We start from the raw sequence: 16,354 nt of genomic DNA, 5'->3' as shown, positions 1-16,354 counted from the left end.
AATGAATCCGATCGTTGGCTTGTGGTCCCTCGCAGGTAGTACAGCGGTTCGGCTGCCACTAACTCAGGATGGTGTTTTGAAGGTTGTTCATGTAGTGCCCTCGTTGGACACGAGCTACGGCGGTCCAGCAGTCTCGGTGCCGTCGCTGGCCTTGGCGATGAAGCCTCTTGGCTTTGATCCGATTTTCGTGAGCGTCGATCGTTCGGATGCGCGAAATTCTTTGATCGAAAAGGCCAATGAGCCGTGGTTCAAGGCCCTCCCAGCGGGGACACCGATCGGCTATGGTTCCTTCGAGCTGGCTGGTCTGCTGGATAAGGTCATTAGTGATAGTGGCGCCGGAATCGTGCATGTGCATAGCGTCTGGGGTCACCCGACAATAGCGGCACATCGCGCAGCTCGTCGCAGGTCTATTCCCTTGGTCATATCTCCCCGCTCCGAGCTATATGCCGAATCTTTGAAGAAGAGCCGGATGCTGAAGTCGGTCTTCATGACATGCTTCATCCGCGGCGTATTACGGTATGCTAGTTTGCTTCATGCTACCGATCAGAAGGAGCTGGAAGCACTCGGGCAGTTTGTGGGACTTGATCGCGTCGCCCTTGTCCCCAATGGCGTCGATCTCACGTTGGGTGCAATGTTAGAGTCAGCGCCTGACGCGAAGCGAAGACTTGGGATCGATCCCGATGTTAGGGTCATTCTCTTTCTATCACGTCTCCATCCTCGGAAGAACCCAGAAGGAGTTATCCGTGCGTGGTTGACAGCTGGGTTGGCGCATAGGGGTTGGAACTTGATTATGGCAGGTCAACCTGAAGAAGCTAGTTACCAGCGTGAACTTGAGGCCCTAGTACCTGTCGAGTTCAAATCGTCTGTGCATTGGTTGGGACACGTTGCAGGGGAACGAAAGCGATCAGCCTTTGCCGCAGCTGATATCTTTTGCCTCCCCAGCTTCTTTGAGAATTTTGGTATCGCCATCGCTGAAGCGCTGGCGTGTAGTGTCCCAGTGGTAACAACAGAGGAGACGCCTTGGCAGGAGTTGCGAGAGAAAGACGCAGGTCGTCTTGTCGCCTCCAATGATATCAATGCACTAGCGTGCACTCTTGAAGAGCTTGCTGGGATGCCCGAGGCGGAACTTGGGTTGATTGGTGAGCGTGGGCGGGCGATCGTCGAGAAGTATACGTGGGGGTCTGCAGGGCAAAGTATGGCCGATGCTTACGCTAGGATCCAAACCCAATCAGCCTCTTGAATATAGTTAGTATACGCCGAAGGCTGGAGCGTGTTTCGATCAGGCGGCAATTGCGCGCTGATTGGCACCAGTTCCAAGGCAGCAGCGCGTCGAGTTAATTTGGGCGTAGACTCATTTTGCTGAGCACCAGATGCGGGCGCAGATGAGTTTGGCTGCGGCGAGGTAGTTTTCGGGGCATTTGTAATAGCGAGTGGCGATGCCCCGGAAGTGCTTGATACGGTTGAAGAAGCGTTCGACGAGATTGCGCTGCCGATAAAGCCAGCCAGAGAAGGCGAACCGTTGCTTGCGGTTGGACCGCGATGGAATGTTGGCCCAAGCGTTCTTGTCGGCGGCAGCTTCACGGATGGCGTTGCTGTCGTATCCCTTGTCACCGAGCAGGGTTGCCCCCTCCGGCATGGCCTCCAGCAGGGCATCGGCTTCCTTTCTGTCGTGGACCTGGCCGCCGGTCAGTCGCAGGGCGACGGGACGACCGTCAGCGTCAACGAGGTGCTCTGCCACCTGAAAACTGGATCGTTTTGAGCTAGAGTTTTCGGCCTCAGATTTCCTTGGCTGGGCAAGGAGGCGTGGCATGAAGGCATCGAAATTTACGGACGCGCAGAAGGCGTTTGTCATCAAGCAGGGCGAGGAAGGAACACCGGTTGCGGAGGTCTGCCGGAAGGCTGGGATCAGCCAGGCGACCTACTTCAACTGGAAGAAGAAATACGCAGGGTTGTTGCCGACGGAGATGCGGCGGCTGCGTGAACTGGAGGAGGAAAATGGCCGCCTCAAGAGGATCGTGGCTGACCTGACGCTCGACCGGGAGATGCTGCAGGATATCGTGCGCCGAAAGCTCTGAGGCCGGATCGGAAGCGTGAGCTGGTCGGCGGGATGCTGGCGGACTGGGGCGTGTCAATCCGGAGGGCTTGCAAGGTCCTGCCGTTCGACACCTCGAGCTACCACTACAAGTCCCGTCGCACCGATCCGGCCGCGATCAAGAAGCGGATCAAAGCCATCTGCGAGACACACGTCCGCTACGGCTACCGCCGCGTCTATCACATCCTTCGCCGAGAAGGCTGGGTTGTGAACGCCAAGAAGGTTTACAGGCTTTACAGGGAGTTGGGTCTGCAGCTGCGCAACAAGACGCCCAAGCGGCGGGTGAAGGCGAAGCTGCGGGAGGATCGCGCACCGGCGGTCCGTCACAACGATGTGTGGGCCATGGACTTCGCCCATGATCAGCTTGCGACGGGCCGCAAGCTGCGGATCCTGACCGTGGTCGACACGTTCAGCCGGTTCTCGCCGGTGATCGACGCGCGGTTCAGCTACCGCGGCGAGGACGTCGTGGCCACGCTCGATCGGACCTGCCGCAAGGTTGGCTATCCGAAGACCATCAGGGTGGACAATGGCAGCGAGTTCGTCTCGCGAGACATGGATCTATGGGCTTATCAGAGGGGTGTGACGCTCGACTTCTCGCGGCCTGGCAAGCCGACGGACAACGCCTTCATCGAGGCGTTCAACAGCAAGCTACGCAGCGAATGCGTGAACACGCACTGGTTCCTGTCACTGGAAGACGCTTGCGAGAAGCTGCACCGCTGGCGTAGACACTACAACGAAGAGCGACCGCACAGCGCGATCGGGAATATCCCCCCGATCATGCTGGCAAACCCGACCGGAGCCACCAGCCCTCCGGACCCGGATCAGGCGGGAAACTCTAGACCCGAGCGGTCCAAGGTTGGGTAGCAGTGCAGAGAAGTGGCCGGGTTGGTCTGAACAGAGATCGGAGCTCGATAAGTGGATCGTCCGCCAGGTTGCTTTCCTGAATTGCCGATATTGGGCGTCACGCAGGGCGGGCGTAGCCCGACCGGAGAGAGGCCCAATATCGGCGGCCGAAATCATGCTGCCATCGCCACGGGCAGGTTGTCAAAATATGCCTGATCCGGGGTCTTTGCACCGAGGCTCGAATGGGGGCGCCTCGCGTTGTAGAAGCCCAGGTAACGGCGGATCGAAGCCCGCGCTTCGCTGACCGTGCCGTAGGCGTGCAGGTAGACCTCCTCGTATTTAACGGAACGCCACAGTCGCTCGACCACGACGTTGTCGCGCCAGGCACCCCGACCATCCATGCTGATGGCGATCTTTTCGCGCAGGAGCACGCTGGTGAAGGCGAGCGACGTGAACTGGCTGCCTTGGTCGGTGTTGAAAATCTCCGGCTTGCCGTAGCGGGCCAGCGCTTCCTCAAGCGCCTCGACGCAGAAGTCGGCTTCCATCGTGATCGACACCCGGTGAGCGAGCACCTTCCGGCTGAACCAGTCTACGATGGCGACGAGATAGACGAAGCCCTTTGCCATCGGGATGTAGCTGATATCCGTCGCCCAGACCTGATTGGGCCGCACGATCGGCAGCTTGCGCAGCAGATAGGGGTAGATCTTGTGCCCCGGCGCCGGCTTCGAGGTGTTCGGACGGCGGTCGAGCGCCTCGATCGCCATCCGCTTCATCAGTGTCGCAACGTGGCAACGGCCGATCTCGATGCCGTCCTGCCGTAGCAGATCGCGCAGCATCCGGCTGCCCGCGAAGGGAACCTCCAGATGCAACTCGTCGATCCGCCGCATGATCGCCAGATCGGTCTCCGGCACCGGCCGGGGCAGATAGTAGACGCTGCCCCGGCTGATCCCCAGTTCCCGTGCCTGCCGCGCCACAGGCAGGCTGTGCGAACGGTCGATCATCGTTTTGCGCTCGGCAACAGTCCTGCCTTGCCGAGCGCGCTGGCCAAAAAATCGTTCGCCAGCGTCAACTCGCCGATCTTGGCGTGCAGTGTCTTCACGTCGACCGCCGGCTCGGCCGCTTCCGCGGCGCTGTCTGCGCCGAAAACTCCGGCCGCCCCTTCCAGCAACTGCGTGCGCCACGTCGTGATCTGGTTCGGGTGTACGTCGAACAACTGCGCCAGCTCGGCCAGCGTCTTCTCACCCTTCACGGCGGCCAGCGCCACCTTCGCCTTGAACGCCGGACTGTGGTTCCGGCGGGGTCGTCTGCTCATCTCGTCTCCTGTCATGCCGCCACACTGGCCGCCGTCAGGCAGAAAATCCACTTATCACGCTGTGCAGATTCTCCAGGCCACCTCTCAGGTCACGTCATCTGCTATTTTCGTGACATTAGCACACTTAGAGGTTAGGCAAAGCGCAACCAATGTCACCCGAGGAAACATGCCCTCAGGCTCATTCACAAGCGCATAGCGTCGCCCAAGTCCGACAAACATGGAGCTCTGAGACGTTGTATGTTGGACCGTAGAAATGCTATAGTACAGACTATACTGGCATTGCTTGATCCACCTTCAGGAACTTGTAGAGCACCCTCCGAGGCAACATTGCTAAAATGGTCTCGGCACCCACTCCTGATGGAACGTATTTTTCGGTTCCCAGGAGGTAGGGATGTAGGACCGAGCGGAGCTGTTGGTCGCAATCGATCTGGAATGTGGAAGATCGAGGAGCAACGGACAGGTGGCGACTGGATTTTCCACGGCGTCCTCTCGGGCAGGGCTGATTGGAAGGAGATCGGTTGGCGAGTACTCAAATGGGGGTGCGACCAGCAGCAAGCCAGCGGGCGCTTCCCTAGCTCAGGCGCTGATTTTCATTCGTCATCATTCTTTATCGAAGCGTTGGCACGTGCCACCAACGTGGATCGAATAGGGAGTTCGCCCGCCTCTCGCTCAGCTCTCCAGCGCGGAACCGATTGGCTTATTGCGTCAGAAGCAGAAGGCCTGCGGTCAAACTACGGCCTAACTCATCGATATTACCTTCAGGCGGCTGCATTGGCGCAATCATCAGTCGCGCTCTCCGATCCAGATATCATGAAAGTAGCCGTGCGTTGGGCTTGCCGCGGAATGAAGCAGCAGTTGCCTAATGGAATAAATCCAGAAATGAAGCTTATTGGCCCTAAAGCTGGCCAAACTGGGTTCGATGTCTCATATCAGATGGTGGGCATCCTTTTCGCCTTAAGATTTCTGAGCGTATGCGACAATAGCACACTCATTAACGAGCTTAAGCGCATGATCCGCAAAGCCGGCGACTGGTGGATTGCCCGCATTAAGAGCGATGGAACCGTTTCGCTAGCCGATAGCACGCGTGTTGGCATTGAAACTGGACGCGACGGAAGACTTAAAGGTCTGGATACGCGATCAGCATTCCTCGCACTTATCTATGGCGCGCAAGTCCTTCAGGATCATGAGTGGATCGAAGCGGCCATTAAGATTAGACCGACGGTAAGCACAAACCCAGGATTGTAATTTTCAAAATAATCGGCGGATTTATGAAGATAAACAGCAATGTTTCAATGATATTATCCTTTATTTGGATAACAGCATTGTTGATATTTACATTATTACAGTTATTTTACGGGGCTAGCACGTACGTGCTGGTGGTTATGGCTATTACATCAGCACTTTCGATATTTCCTCTCGCCTTTAGAACAATAACTACAAGTGACATTTTATGGGTTGTATTCACTACCTACAATTCAACTGCAGCTTTAGTTATTAAAACTTTTCTCGGACAGCCAATAGATCAAAATCTAGTCCAACCCAGCATATCAGCAAGCTATCTTCTACTGGGAATTCTGTCAGGATTTTTAGGTTATCTATTAGCTCGTACATTCATTCACTCTAAATCTGCACCACTGCAACTGACTCAGTTGACCACATCTCCATTGATATTGAAAGATCTTTCAATTATCATCTTTTTAATCGGAATGCTCGCTCAGATTGCTCATAATATTTTAAGGCCTCGAGCCGAATCTGGACAGATTACAGATGGTTTTGGCGGATTTGGCACTCTGAGTATTTTAATAATACTTGGAGTATCTTTCCAGGCCTACCTCTGGCGCACGCGACCCAATGAGCCTAAGCATGCAGTTTTGCTGGCCTTTATGTTCATATCTGTCGTCACCCTAGCACTTCTTAGCAATATTAAGAAGCCGGCGGTTGATAGCCTATTAGTTATCTTATTGAGCATCGTTCTTATTAAGGGTAGGCCAGTCCGTTTTGCAACGTACCTCTCTTTAACTTGTCTGTGCATCGCTCTTACCATGGTAGTCGCACCCTTAATACAAGTTATGAGGCCGCAGTTACGTTCGTACGCTCCATTGGAGATATATCAAGTTGCCACCAATACCCTGAATGATAGCCACTACAATCTCTACGTTTTGTGGGACAAGTCTGCAAATGTTGCTAAAGGATACGAGTACAGCTACGGAAAAAATCAATCGTATTTGTTTCCTAGCACCGTAAATGCAGATAGGTTTTGTCTACTTATGCCCATTGATCAAGTTGTACGGTCCTTGCCGGCTAGGGGAACTTTAGGGTTTTCATCACTGGCAGATGTGCCTGAGGCATACATTCCGGGATTCCTAATTCACAAGACCGGAATAGCGTCGCCAGACATCATAGCTTGGCACTATGGCGTCAGAGCGAATGGTTCGATTGCTAGACCAGTTATAGGACTTATTGCTAGCTCTGCTGCATTTGGGGACATTTATGCAGTGATATTTTTTCCCGGAGTTATCATTTTTATAGTGTTTGGTATAATGGAATTGCTAAGTGGACCTGCTGGCTCAAGCCCTTGGTCAATTTTTATTTTAGGAATAAATTTGCAGAAGGTGGGCGAAAAGGAGGTCTCTGCGATGATCAACTATGGATCTCGAGAGATACCGGTAATGTTTATTGTCGGCCTTTGCATATATTTTTACGGAAAACACATCCGTCGACATAATCGACGTGACTGACCTGCCACGTGACTTTCATCGGGCCCTGATTAGAGCCGCGGCGGTTGTGATTATTTGACCCTGTCCCGGAAAATGCCTCCAGTGAGAATGAGAGAAATCTGGCAAAATCGAAGCTGACGGAAGCTGGAGATTTTGCATGAAGAAGTCGAAGTTCACAGGCGAGTGTCGGTGCCGGCTGTATTCTCCCCAAAAGTGCCGAATGAAAATTCCCCAGTTTGAGGTCAGCGCCAATTTGCTCCGGGGTTAACCCCGGAGCGAATTGGCATCGATCTTCACATGCTACTCGATGGCCCCGCGGAATTGGCGGGAGCGGTTGGGTGGTCAGACTTGAGGAAATTGTCATGATCCATGATCTGCGCCGGCAGGGGCTGTCGGTGTCCGCGATCGCCCGCAAGACCGGTCTCGATCGCAAGACGGTGCGAAAGGACCTGGCGGAGGGTATCAAGCCGCCGACGTACAAGCCGCGGCCCCAACGTCCGCGACAACTCGCTGCTTTCGAGCCCTACCTTCTGGAGCGGATCACGCTTTACCCGGACTTGTCGGGCAAACGGCTTCTGCGAGAGATCAAGGCGATGGGGTATGGCGGCGGCTACAGTGCCGTGACCGACTACCTGCGCGCCAATCGACCTGTCCGCATCAAGCCGTTCGAACGCCGGTTCGAGACCACTGCCGGCCGGCAGGCCCAGGTCGACTTTGCTCAGTTCCGCGTCGAGTTCACCGATGAGCCCGGAGCAGTGAAGGTGTTCTGGCTGTTCTCGATGGTGCTTGGCCATAGTCGGTGGTTATGGGGCAGGTTCTGCCCGACCCAGGACCTGCAGACGGTGATGCGCTGCCACATCGAGGCCTTCGATGCCATGGGCGGCGCTCCGCGCGAAGTCCTCTACGACCGGATGAAGACCGCAGTCATCGACGAGGATGCTGAAGGCGTTGTCATCTATAACCGGTCGCTGGTGGCGCTGCTCGACCATTATGGCGCTCTACCGCGCGCCTGCCGGCCATATCGCGCCAAGACCAAGGGCAAAGTCGAGCGCCCCTTCCGCTACATCCGCCAGGACTTCTTCCTGGGCCGGACCTTCCGCAATGCCGAGGACCTCAATGGCCAGTTCCGCAACTGGCTCGACACGGTTGCCAACGTGCGTCGTCACGCAACGACGGGATGCATCGTTGCCGAGCACTTCGCCGAGGAAGGGGCGGCGCTTACCGCCTTGCCTTCTGCGGCCTACAATGCGGTTCTGACTGTCGAACGGCGGGTCAGCCATGAAGGCATGGTATCGGTCGGCGGCAATCTCTACTCGGTGCCCGACGCAACGAGAAAGCGCGTCGTGGAAGTCCAGAACCATCCGCGCGAGATCAGGATCTTCGAGGACCGCAAGCTGATCGCGGTACATCCCGTGCTCGAGGGGCGTAATCAGCGCCGTGTCGATCCCGTTCATCGCAAACTCGCCCAGATCCAGCAAAAAGCGCCAGCTCCTGCCACGGGCCGGGAGATCGGGCGTCGCTCCCTCAGCATCTATGAAGCCGTCGGCAGGCGCCTGGCCGGTATGGAGGTGCGGCCATGACCGAAATCATCGACAGTATTCGCGCAAGCCTGGTCGGCCTCAGGATGCCTCGCGCCCTCGAAGCCTTGGACCATACTATGCGCTGCCTCGAGCGCGGCGAGATGACCGCTCTTGAAGCCATCGACATTCTGCTCTCTCACGAGCACGGCAACCGCGAAAGCCGGCGCTTCACCATGGGTGTCAAGACCTCCCGTCTCGTGCCCATGAAGACGATCGAGGGCTTCGACTTCTCGTTCCCGCCTTCGCTTGATCGAAGCCGGATTATCGCGCTCGCCCAGCTCGACTTCATCGAACGCGGCGAGGTCGTCCATCTGGTGGGGCTGCCAGGAACAGGCAAATCCCATCTGGCAACGGCGCTTGGCGTCGAAGCCGTTCGCGCCGGCAAGCGCGTCTACAGGGCCAGCCTGGCCGAAGTGATCGACATGCTGGAGCGCGCCGAACGTGATGGCAGGCTCCCTGAGCGGCTACGCTTCTTCAACCGCAACAGCCTCCTGATCGTCGACGAGATAGGGTACCTGCCGGTCACCCCAGGTGGCGCCAACCTGTTCTTCCAGCTCGTCAACTCACGCTACGAAAAGGGCGCGATGATCCTCACATCCAACCGAGGCTTCGCCGAATGGGGCGACGTCTTCGGCGACCCCGTCGTCGCCACCGCCCTGTTGGATCGCCTGCTGCACCACGCCATCGTCATCCAGATCGAGGGCGCCAGTTACCGGCTGCGCGCCCACACCGATCTCATCCCCGAACACACCAGGACTATCGCCACAATTACACCGCCGCCCCCGCCACGCCGGCGTGGACGGCCACCAAAGGAGCGACCCATCGATCACCGCTACGGCTGATCACCCAAATCCCGAACTGGGGAATTCTACATCGGCACTTCTGGGGAATCTTCGGTCGGCGTTGACAGCGAGCAGATCGCGTTTGCGCTGCGCCAGGCTGAGGTTGGAACACCGGTCGCCGAGGTCTGCCGTAAGATGGGTGTGTCGGAAGCGACGTACTACCGGTGGAAGCAGCTGTACGGCGGGTTGGGCCCATCGGAGCTGCGCAAGATGCGCCAGCTCGAGGAAGAGAACCAAAAGCTCAAACGGCTTGTGGCGGACCTGTCACTGGATAAGGCCATGCTCCAAGAAGTTCTGGCAAAAAAAGTGTAGCGCCTGGCCGACTCCGCGAGATCGTCCACTGGGTGCAGGATCGCTATCGGGTGAGTGAGCGGCGCAGCTGCGCCGTTCTCAGGTTCGATCGCAAGACCCATCGCTACAGGTCGGTCCGAGGCGACCAGGCGCCACTCCGAAACAGGATTAAAGAGATCGCGGCGGTACGCGTGCGCTATGGCTATCGCCGCATTCACGTGCTGCTCCGGCGGGAGGGTTGGCCGGTGAATGTGAAGCGGGTGCATCGCCTGTACCGTCTGGAAGGGCTGAATTTGCGGGCAAAACGGCCGCGCAGGCATGTCATGGCTGCCCGCCGGGTGGAGCGGCCGGTGCCCTCGTGTCCCAATGATGTCTGGGCAATGGACTTCGTGTCCGATGCCCTGTTCAACGGCAAGCGGTTCCGTGCCCTGACGGTTGTGGACGCCTACACCCGCGAGTGCCTGGCGATCCACGTCGATCAGGGGATCAAGGGCGAGCAGGTGGTCGACGTCATGGATCGCCTGCTGTTCGAGCGGGGTGAGCCGCCAGCGAAGATCAGGGTGGACAATGGCCCCGAATTTATCTCTCGGGCGCTCGACCACTGGGCCTATATCAACCGGGTCACGCTGGACTTCAGCAGGCCAGGCAAGCCCACCGACAATGCGTTCGTCGAGTCCTTCAACGGGCGCCTGCGCGACGAGTGCCTCAACACGCATTGGTTCTTGTCATTGGACGATGCCAGGACCAAGATCGAGGCGTGGCGGACGGACTTCAACGAGACCCGACCTCACACATCCCTGGGGTTCATGACGCCTGCCGAATTTGCTTCATCGCCCGGGGTTAACCCCGGCCGATGAAGTGCCGGATCTCTCGTTCTGGCCGGCGGCAAATCCGGGACAGGGTCAATCCAATGGCCGGACTCTAATCAAGCTTGGAGGAAAATCAGGGGGTCACGTCACGGTGTATGCTTACCTTCATCGCGATGGCGCATCAACTTGACAACACGACCGAGGCCGGACGCTTACCATCCTGTCATAGCTAATCTCGATGGACACGCCATCCAACGCCTCGAAAGCCTGCATATGGCAACCAAGCAACGTCTGCAGATCCTGGTGCAGCACAATCGGCCTGGCCCGTGCCGAAGCGAAATTCACCCTTGTTATCTGGCCTAAATCTTCAACAGTCTGATCTTCCCCGAACGAAGCCAAAGCATAGGATGACTCTGCCTGTAGCCTCGGGGAACGGGGGCGTATCACCCAGAATGCCATCGGGAACGGAGCGGCAACGCGCCTGCAAACGCCGGGTAGCCCAGAATCACTCGCAGGCGCCGCAATCAGCCCTGAAATGCCCGGTTTTTGCAGGTGTCTAGTTTACCTAAAATGCATCCTACTAAGATACTAAACGGAATATTCAGAGCCAAGACTCGAAATGGATAATCATCAAGGCTATGAACGATAATTGCGCTGAAGCAGACGGCCAGTAGTAAGACCTGCCGACTTGTATCACGTCTGGCAATTATTTTGAGAAATATCAGGGCTAATATCATTAATTGGGCAATGAATATATAGCCATTTTCAAGAAAGAACTGCAAGTACTCGTTATGTGCTGCGTTGATATAACTAAAACGCATACTTTTCAGAGGCTCCGTGATCATGTACGCCTGCGTAAACGTGCCCGATCCAGAACCCCAAGGTAAAAACATCTTGGCGGCTTCCAAGCTGTTGCGCCAAATCTCCCAACGAGCCTCTCCCTCCGTCGATAGGCGATCGGAGATAACCTTGATGTACCCAGTTTTTGGCGCCAAATAAAGCGCTGAACCTAAAAATGCGATCGCGGCAAGCGATAAAAACGAAAATCTCAAGCGCGTAGATGGCTCAATATATAGGATTGTGCAGACCAAGAAAGTAGATGCAAATAGTATCAGCCCTGTTCTGGAAGCCGAACCAATAACGGAAGCAAAGAGAATTAAGCTCATTGAGCAAAGAGCGGCTATAATGAGTGAGCGGTTCTCGGCTATTTTGTAAGATAGGGACAAATAAAATACAACCGGTACACCCAAAATCAACAGATCAACAAAATGGTTTCGACTGGCAAAGAGGCCGGTTGCCACGCCCCTGTGCGAATCTTGGTATATCTGCATCGACATGCCACCCGCCGACTGAAAAATTCCCAGAATGGCCGAGGATATCACACCAATAACGAAGAGGCCCAGGAGGATGGTCTGATCACGTCGAGAAAGGCCCGATGCCATCCAAAGCGCAACAAGTGCCGGAATTGTGACCAGAAACGAATACAGCGTGCTGTCTGGATTGATCGTCAGTGTTTTCCGGAAGGTAGCATCCGGCGCACCGAGGGGCAAATTGCGTGCAACTTCCGCTTGGGGCAGGGTCGTCCATAGAAACTCGGGCAATGGTATCAATTGCAGCATCGGTACTATCGCGACGAGCAGGATGATCCACTTAATAATGCTGTTACGCTGGATGGGATGTACAAGCCAAAGATCAGTCAACAGGCAGGCTAATGCCAAGGCTGTCAGCGCCAGTTCAAAGTCAGGCCTGCTGGCGCTTCCTCCGATTGCCAAAGCCGAGACCATCAGCAAGGCTGATGCAGCAAGCCTGCAATTCGCAGCAAGCATTTCCTTCATTGAACATTCTCGGAAATAGATGAGACCTCGACTGGTGTGGCGTCGCCATCACTCCATTCGACAGACAGGACCATCCTGAAGTAGCGGTCTTTCCCTGAAACTGCGAATCCGGCCTTGCTTGGAGCATCTTCGTTTGGTGCCCGCATGGATAATGGGTTCAGCTTTTCGCCGTTCTCCAGTCCCTCCATCTTGACCACGAGCACGGCTTTGGCGTCCGATGGGCTCCGACCTGCCAAAACTAGCTGATGCGTACCCGGCAACAATCGCACTGTTTGAGTAGCGACGATATAGCGCCCTGGGTCGACGGCGCTCAGGATCAAGCCAGATTGTCCGGCAGAACCCTTGCCAACCTGCAAATCTAGCCCAGCGTCATTGCCACGCTTCCAGTCGAACGGTCCGGTTGGTTCACTGGCCAATCCCTTGAAGAGGGGATCGCGAATTCCTGCAGGTGGCCCGAACGGTGGAAACTTGTTGCGAAGCGAGAGTGCTTCTTCGAATCGCTTGGCGCGGTACAAAGCTTCGATCGTTGGCACAGCCAGGCGCAGCTTTTCGGATTCGATCAGCGCAGCCGGCACATCCGCGATGAGCAGCAGGGTATCGCGGCGGGCGGCTAGTTGCGATGGCGTTAAGTCCGAAACGGTCGAAAGATACCCGACCGCCCAAGGAGAGGTTGGGATCATGACTCTCACAAGCTGCATGCGTCCGGCGGGGATATTCTCCAGCTGTAGAGCCAGGTCCTTGACCGGATCGCCTTTCCATCCGGCTCTCAAGAGGGCATCGATGTGTGCGGCTGCTCCTACCAGGTCGCCACGTTCAAGCGATCGCTGAGCCCAGTATGTCTCAACTGTGTAGTCCCGATGTCCAAGGGCGCTTGCGCTCCTGAACCAGGCATCGGCCTTCTGCCGGTCCCCCTTGAGGTCTTCGGCCGAGCCCAGAACAGCCATAGCCATTTGGTTCATCGGTTGCCGCTTCAATGCGGTCAATGCAAGATCTTGCGCTTTGCGGATTTCCCCGTCGCCGAGACATTGCATGGCGATTTCCGCGAGTGTCTGGGCCTGAAATGCAAAGGGTGCCGGCTCGTCACGACAGCTTGGATCCTGCTGCGCGTAATAGTCGCTCCAGTAGCGTACTACAAGAACTGCTCCACACGCGATGCCAACGGTTGCAGCGACCCGGAGTGCAAAAGCACCGAACCCCCGATTGCTTCGTCCGGATTGCTCAGGCGTAGCTGTAGTATTCGACGTCATAACCATAGCCGGACCAGACGCTCACCCGCATCTTGGTCACGATTGTACCAATCAGCGGAGCGTCGAAGCGACGTGCACGGGCTAGGGCAGTTTTTGCCCGACCGCGGTGCGATCGGTTGGCCTCTACGACAAACAGGACACCATCACTGTTGGAGGCAAGGATTGGTGTATCGGCCAGACCCAGGACTGGCGGGCCATCGAGCACAATCTGGTCATACTTCTTGCCATATTCGCGGACCAGTTCCGCCAGCAAAGGGGAGCCAAGGAGTTGGACAGGGTCTGGTGGCGTCACGCCGGCAAGAACATAGTCAAAGCGAAGAAGCTCATGATGGTACACTTTTGGACTGCTCGCCTGCCGTGCCAGATACTCGCACAGCCCGGGTCCCGAGGAATCGCTTCCGATGCCGGCAAGCCGACTTTGCAGGGACGGTCTACGCAGATCGCATTCGATCAGCAGGGTTTTCTTGTTGAGGCGGGCGAAGGCGCTTGCGAGGCCGATTGTGCTCGAAGACTTGCCTTCTCCGGGCTGCGAGCTCGTCACCATCAGCACCTTGGGCGTGACGGTAGCGCTGCTGAGCAGGACCGCCGTGGCCGCCGACTGATAGGCTTCGCTTACCGCGGACCGAGCGCGGCCAAGCTCCTGGCTGGCCGAGGATTCCGCACCGAACTGTGGAATCAGCCCGATGGTCGGGATGCCAAACTTGCGCTCGGCATCGAGACTGTCCTGGATGCGGTCATCGAAGAGTTCGCGAGCTATCACGGTTGCAGATGCCAGAAGCAAGCCGAGTATGGCCGCGATGGCAAGGTTCAGGATAAGTTTGGGTGACGTTGGCTTGAGGCTTGGGTCTGCCCGATCAACCACCGATATATTGTTTGCAGCAATGCCAGACGCCGCGCTGACTTCCTTGTAGCGCTGAAGCAGCGCTTCATACATGGCGCGGTTCGAATCAAGGTCCCTGCGCAGCGTATTGTATTGGACCGATCGGTCCTTTTCCGCGAGCGCGGCGGCCTTGATCGCATCGACTTGGGACGAAAGCGCCTGTTCCTGGCGGCGCGCGGTTTCAAACTGGTCCCTGAGCGAGCGACGGATGTTGCTGTCACTTTGATGGATCTGCCGGTCAAGTTCAGCGATCTGGGCACGTGCCTGCACGACACTGGGATAATCCTCCTTGTGCCGTTTGAGTTCGTCCTGAAGCTCCGCGTTCTTGAGTGCGCGCGCGTTGACAAGGTTCTGCAGCCCGAGATTGCTGTATACTTCGGGCAGGGCGCCTGAAGGTGTGCCAAGCGCCACGCGCAGTCTCTCCTCTGTGGCGATGCGATTGGCCGTCGCGTTCGAGAGGGCGTTGTTCAGTTCCACCAGGCTCGACAGGGTGGTGGAATTGGAACTTCCCTGATCCTTCTGCCCATCGGCCCCCTGGATATCGATGAGGCCGGCGCTTCTCGCATAGGCGATCAGTGCCCGTTCGGACGTCTCCAGGCGCTCGCGTGCAGGTACCAGCTGTTTCTCGAGAAACGTGCGTGCGTAGGACGTGCTGTTGAACTTGCGCTGCAGATTGCCGGTGATGAAGTTGTCGGCAAAGGCATTGGCGATCCGCGCGGAAAGCTTAGGGTCAGGGCTAGTGAAGCTGATGTTTGCGATGCGGGAGTTGACCGGGAGGTCGACTTTCAGGTTATCGTGCAGCAGATCCAGCACCTTGTCACGGTGGACAAGTTGCGGGTCCTCCCCATCGCGCACCGTTACGCGCTCACCCATGGTGTCGATGAATGTGTCGCCCGCAAACAGGTTGAGGGACTGCGCCACCCTGATGGCCGTGGCACGGCTCTGGAGGACTTCGACATTGGTCTGCAGGAACCGATCGGCGTCCTGGTAAGCCTGCGCCGGCTCCTGATCCTCGGTGCCCAAAACGCGCTCGGTCTGCTGATCAATCTGCACGCTGCCGGTCGAGGTATAGCGCGGAGTTATCAGCAAGGTCCCGATCATGCCCAGGGCGAGAGCGGCGGCCACGATGGCCAAGACTATCCAGCGACCACGCCAAAGTGCATCGGCCAGCCAGAAAAGCCTGCGCTGGATATCGGCGAAACTGATGTCGCCGCTATCGTCGTATTCGAGATAGCTGTCCGGGGCCACACCCCGGTTTAGTCCAGCGCCTTTTCCCTGTGTCGTGGCGTCCACGTCAAAAATTCCTGAAGATAGCGAAGACCGGAGCGGTCTGCAGGAAGTCGCGATAGGCGCCCTTCACTGCGTTGAAGCCCACGATGACCATGTCATCGCCCATGATCTGAGGATCAGGCGCCCGACCCTTGCGAATGGCATTCACGTCGAACAGGGCGCCCATGCGCTGACCGTTCACAACCCGGAACACGACCACTTCGTCCAAGGCTGCCATGCGGGTAGGACCGCGCGCCGATGCAAGCGCGCGAAGCAGGGTCATACGGCCTGCAACCGGATAGCTGCCCGGTTGAATGACGTTGCCCTCCACGGTCACCTGCTGCGAGACAGGATTGGTGATGGTGACATTCACCTGGGGATTACGTACGTACCGGGCACCATACTTGGCCTGGAGGTCAGCCGCCAACTCCGACGTGGTAAGTCCGGCGACCTGCGTTTTGCCGAGAAGGGGCAGGGAGAGTGTGCCGGATGCCTCAACTACGACATCCTTGACGCTGAGATCCGGCTCCTGGAATACCGTGATCGAAACCGTATCCAGCGGACCTATCCGGTAGTCCTGCACAGGGACGTGCGCCTCGGGCGTCGGCATCAGCTCGTAGGCACTTTCTCCGCGAGG

Annotated in this window: 13 protein-coding genes; 7 read left to right on the top strand and 6 right to left on the bottom strand. The window is 57.0% G+C overall.

Annotated elements, in window-relative coordinates; genetic code table 11:
• The first annotated feature begins 103 nt into the window (after positions 1 to 103).
• On the top strand, positions 104 to 1,240 hold the full coding sequence (locus POM99_RS17450; protein ID WP_277279766.1) for a glycosyltransferase: 1,137 nt from the start codon (positions 104 to 106) through the stop codon (positions 1,238 to 1,240).
• Positions 1,241 to 1,351: 111 nt separating this feature from the next.
• On the opposite strand, the gene POM99_RS17445 is transcribed toward POM99_RS17450, so the two are convergent.
• A complete protein-coding gene (locus POM99_RS17445; protein WP_277279765.1) occupies positions 1,352 to 1,810 on the bottom strand; it encodes an IS5 family transposase in 459 nt (152 codons plus the stop codon).
• Here POM99_RS17445 and POM99_RS17440 point away from each other — a divergent pair.
• Positions 1,809 to 2,956 (top strand): IS3 family transposase gene (locus POM99_RS17440; protein ID WP_438823025.1). Its coding sequence is split into 2 segments (ribosomal slippage): positions 1,809 to 2,058 and positions 2,058 to 2,956, totalling 1,149 coding nucleotides; the frame shifts between segments, so codons are not numbered across the junction. The two genes, POM99_RS17445 and POM99_RS17440, sit on opposite strands and share 2 nt — an antisense overlap.
• A gap of 152 nt (positions 2,957 to 3,108) precedes the next feature.
• Here the strand turns inward: POM99_RS17440 and POM99_RS17435 are convergent.
• A protein-coding gene (locus POM99_RS17435; protein ID WP_277279763.1) for an IS3 family transposase occupies positions 3,109 to 4,247 on the bottom strand; the annotation gives its coding sequence in 2 pieces (ribosomal slippage) (positions 3,109 to 3,980 and positions 3,980 to 4,247; 1,140 coding nt in all).
• 357 nt (positions 4,248 to 4,604) lie between these two features.
• Between POM99_RS17435 and POM99_RS17430 the strand changes: the two genes are divergently transcribed.
• From POM99_RS17430 to POM99_RS17410, 5 genes are all read left to right on the top strand, one after another.
• A complete protein-coding gene (locus POM99_RS17430; protein ID WP_277279762.1) occupies positions 4,605 to 5,492 on the top strand; it encodes a hypothetical protein in 888 nt (295 codons plus the stop codon).
• Positions 5,493 to 5,515: 23 nt separating this feature from the next.
• Complete coding sequence (locus POM99_RS17425) at positions 5,516 to 6,985, top strand: hypothetical protein (protein ID WP_277279761.1); 1,470 nt, start codon at positions 5,516 to 5,518, stop codon at positions 6,983 to 6,985.
• A gap of 317 nt (positions 6,986 to 7,302) precedes the next feature.
• The gene (istA, locus tag POM99_RS17420) at positions 7,303 to 8,544 is read left to right on the top strand and encodes an IS21 family transposase (RefSeq protein WP_277279760.1); all 1,242 of its coding nucleotides are present in this window, start codon (positions 7,303 to 7,305) and stop codon (positions 8,542 to 8,544) included.
• Positions 8,541 to 9,386 carry an IS21-like element helper ATPase IstB gene (istB, locus tag POM99_RS17415; protein WP_277279759.1) on the top strand — a complete coding sequence of 282 codons (846 nt, stop codon included), beginning with the start codon at positions 8,541 to 8,543 and terminating at the stop codon, positions 9,384 to 9,386. Before istA ends, istB begins: the two co-directional genes overlap by 4 nt.
• A 30-nt stretch (positions 9,387 to 9,416) precedes the next feature.
• A protein-coding gene (locus POM99_RS17410; protein ID WP_438823026.1) for an IS3 family transposase occupies positions 9,417 to 10,534 on the top strand; the annotation gives its coding sequence in 2 pieces (ribosomal slippage) (positions 9,417 to 9,696 and positions 9,696 to 10,534; 1,119 coding nt in all).
• A 476-nt stretch (positions 10,535 to 11,010) separates the two neighbouring features.
• Here POM99_RS17410 and POM99_RS17400 read toward each other — a convergent pair.
• The 4 genes from POM99_RS17400 to POM99_RS17385 all read right to left on the bottom strand — a co-directional run bounded on the left by POM99_RS17400 (position 11,011) and on the right by POM99_RS17385 (position 16,327).
• Positions 11,011 to 12,321: an O-antigen ligase family protein gene (locus POM99_RS17400; protein ID WP_277279758.1), complete on the bottom strand. Its 1,311-nt coding sequence runs from the start codon at positions 12,319 to 12,321 to the stop codon at positions 11,011 to 11,013.
• Positions 12,318 to 13,352 (bottom strand): tetratricopeptide repeat protein, encoded by a 1,035-nt coding sequence (locus tag POM99_RS17395; protein WP_277279757.1) that lies wholly within the window; start codon positions 13,350 to 13,352, stop codon positions 12,318 to 12,320. Before POM99_RS17395 ends, POM99_RS17400 begins: the two co-directional genes overlap by 4 nt.
• A gap of 187 nt (positions 13,353 to 13,539) precedes the next feature.
• Positions 13,540 to 15,741, bottom strand: coding sequence for a GumC family protein (locus POM99_RS17390; RefSeq protein ID WP_277279756.1), 2,202 nt, complete (start codon positions 15,739 to 15,741; stop codon positions 13,540 to 13,542).
• A 1-nt stretch (position 15,742) separates the two neighbouring features.
• Positions 15,743 to 16,327: a polysaccharide biosynthesis/export family protein gene (locus POM99_RS17385; RefSeq protein ID WP_277279755.1), complete on the bottom strand. Its 585-nt coding sequence runs from the start codon at positions 16,325 to 16,327 to the stop codon at positions 15,743 to 15,745.
• Positions 16,328 to 16,354: the final 27 nt, after the last annotated feature.

The organism is Novosphingobium cyanobacteriorum (genome assembly GCF_029436685.1).
Lineage (GTDB): Bacteria > Pseudomonadota > Alphaproteobacteria > Sphingomonadales > Sphingomonadaceae > Novosphingobium > Novosphingobium cyanobacteriorum.
This window is presented reverse-complemented; position numbering and strand designations above follow the sequence as displayed.

What these genes read in the sequence shown, in the direction of transcription:
- POM99_RS17445 (WP_277279765.1), bottom strand. Translation starts at nt 1,810, where the DNA reads ATGCCACGCCTCCTTGCCCAGCCAAGGAAATCTGAGGCCGAAAACTCT.
- POM99_RS17430 (WP_277279762.1), top strand. Translation starts at nt 4,605, where the DNA reads ATGGAACGTATTTTTCGGTTCCCAGGAGGTAGGGATGTAGGACCGAGC.
- POM99_RS17425 (WP_277279761.1), top strand. Translation starts at nt 5,516, where the DNA reads ATGAAGATAAACAGCAATGTTTCAATGATATTATCCTTTATTTGGATA.
- istB (WP_277279759.1), top strand. Translation starts at nt 8,541, where the DNA reads ATGACCGAAATCATCGACAGTATTCGCGCAAGCCTGGTCGGCCTCAGG.
- POM99_RS17400 (WP_277279758.1), bottom strand. Translation starts at nt 12,321, where the DNA reads ATGAAGGAAATGCTTGCTGCGAATTGCAGGCTTGCTGCATCAGCCTTG.
- POM99_RS17395 (WP_277279757.1), bottom strand. Translation starts at nt 13,352, where the DNA reads ATGCAATGTCTCGGCGACGGGGAAATCCGCAAAGCGCAAGATCTTGCA.
- POM99_RS17385 (WP_277279755.1), bottom strand. Translation starts at nt 16,327, where the DNA reads ATGCCGACGCCCGAGGCGCACGTCCCTGTGCAGGACTACCGGATAGGT.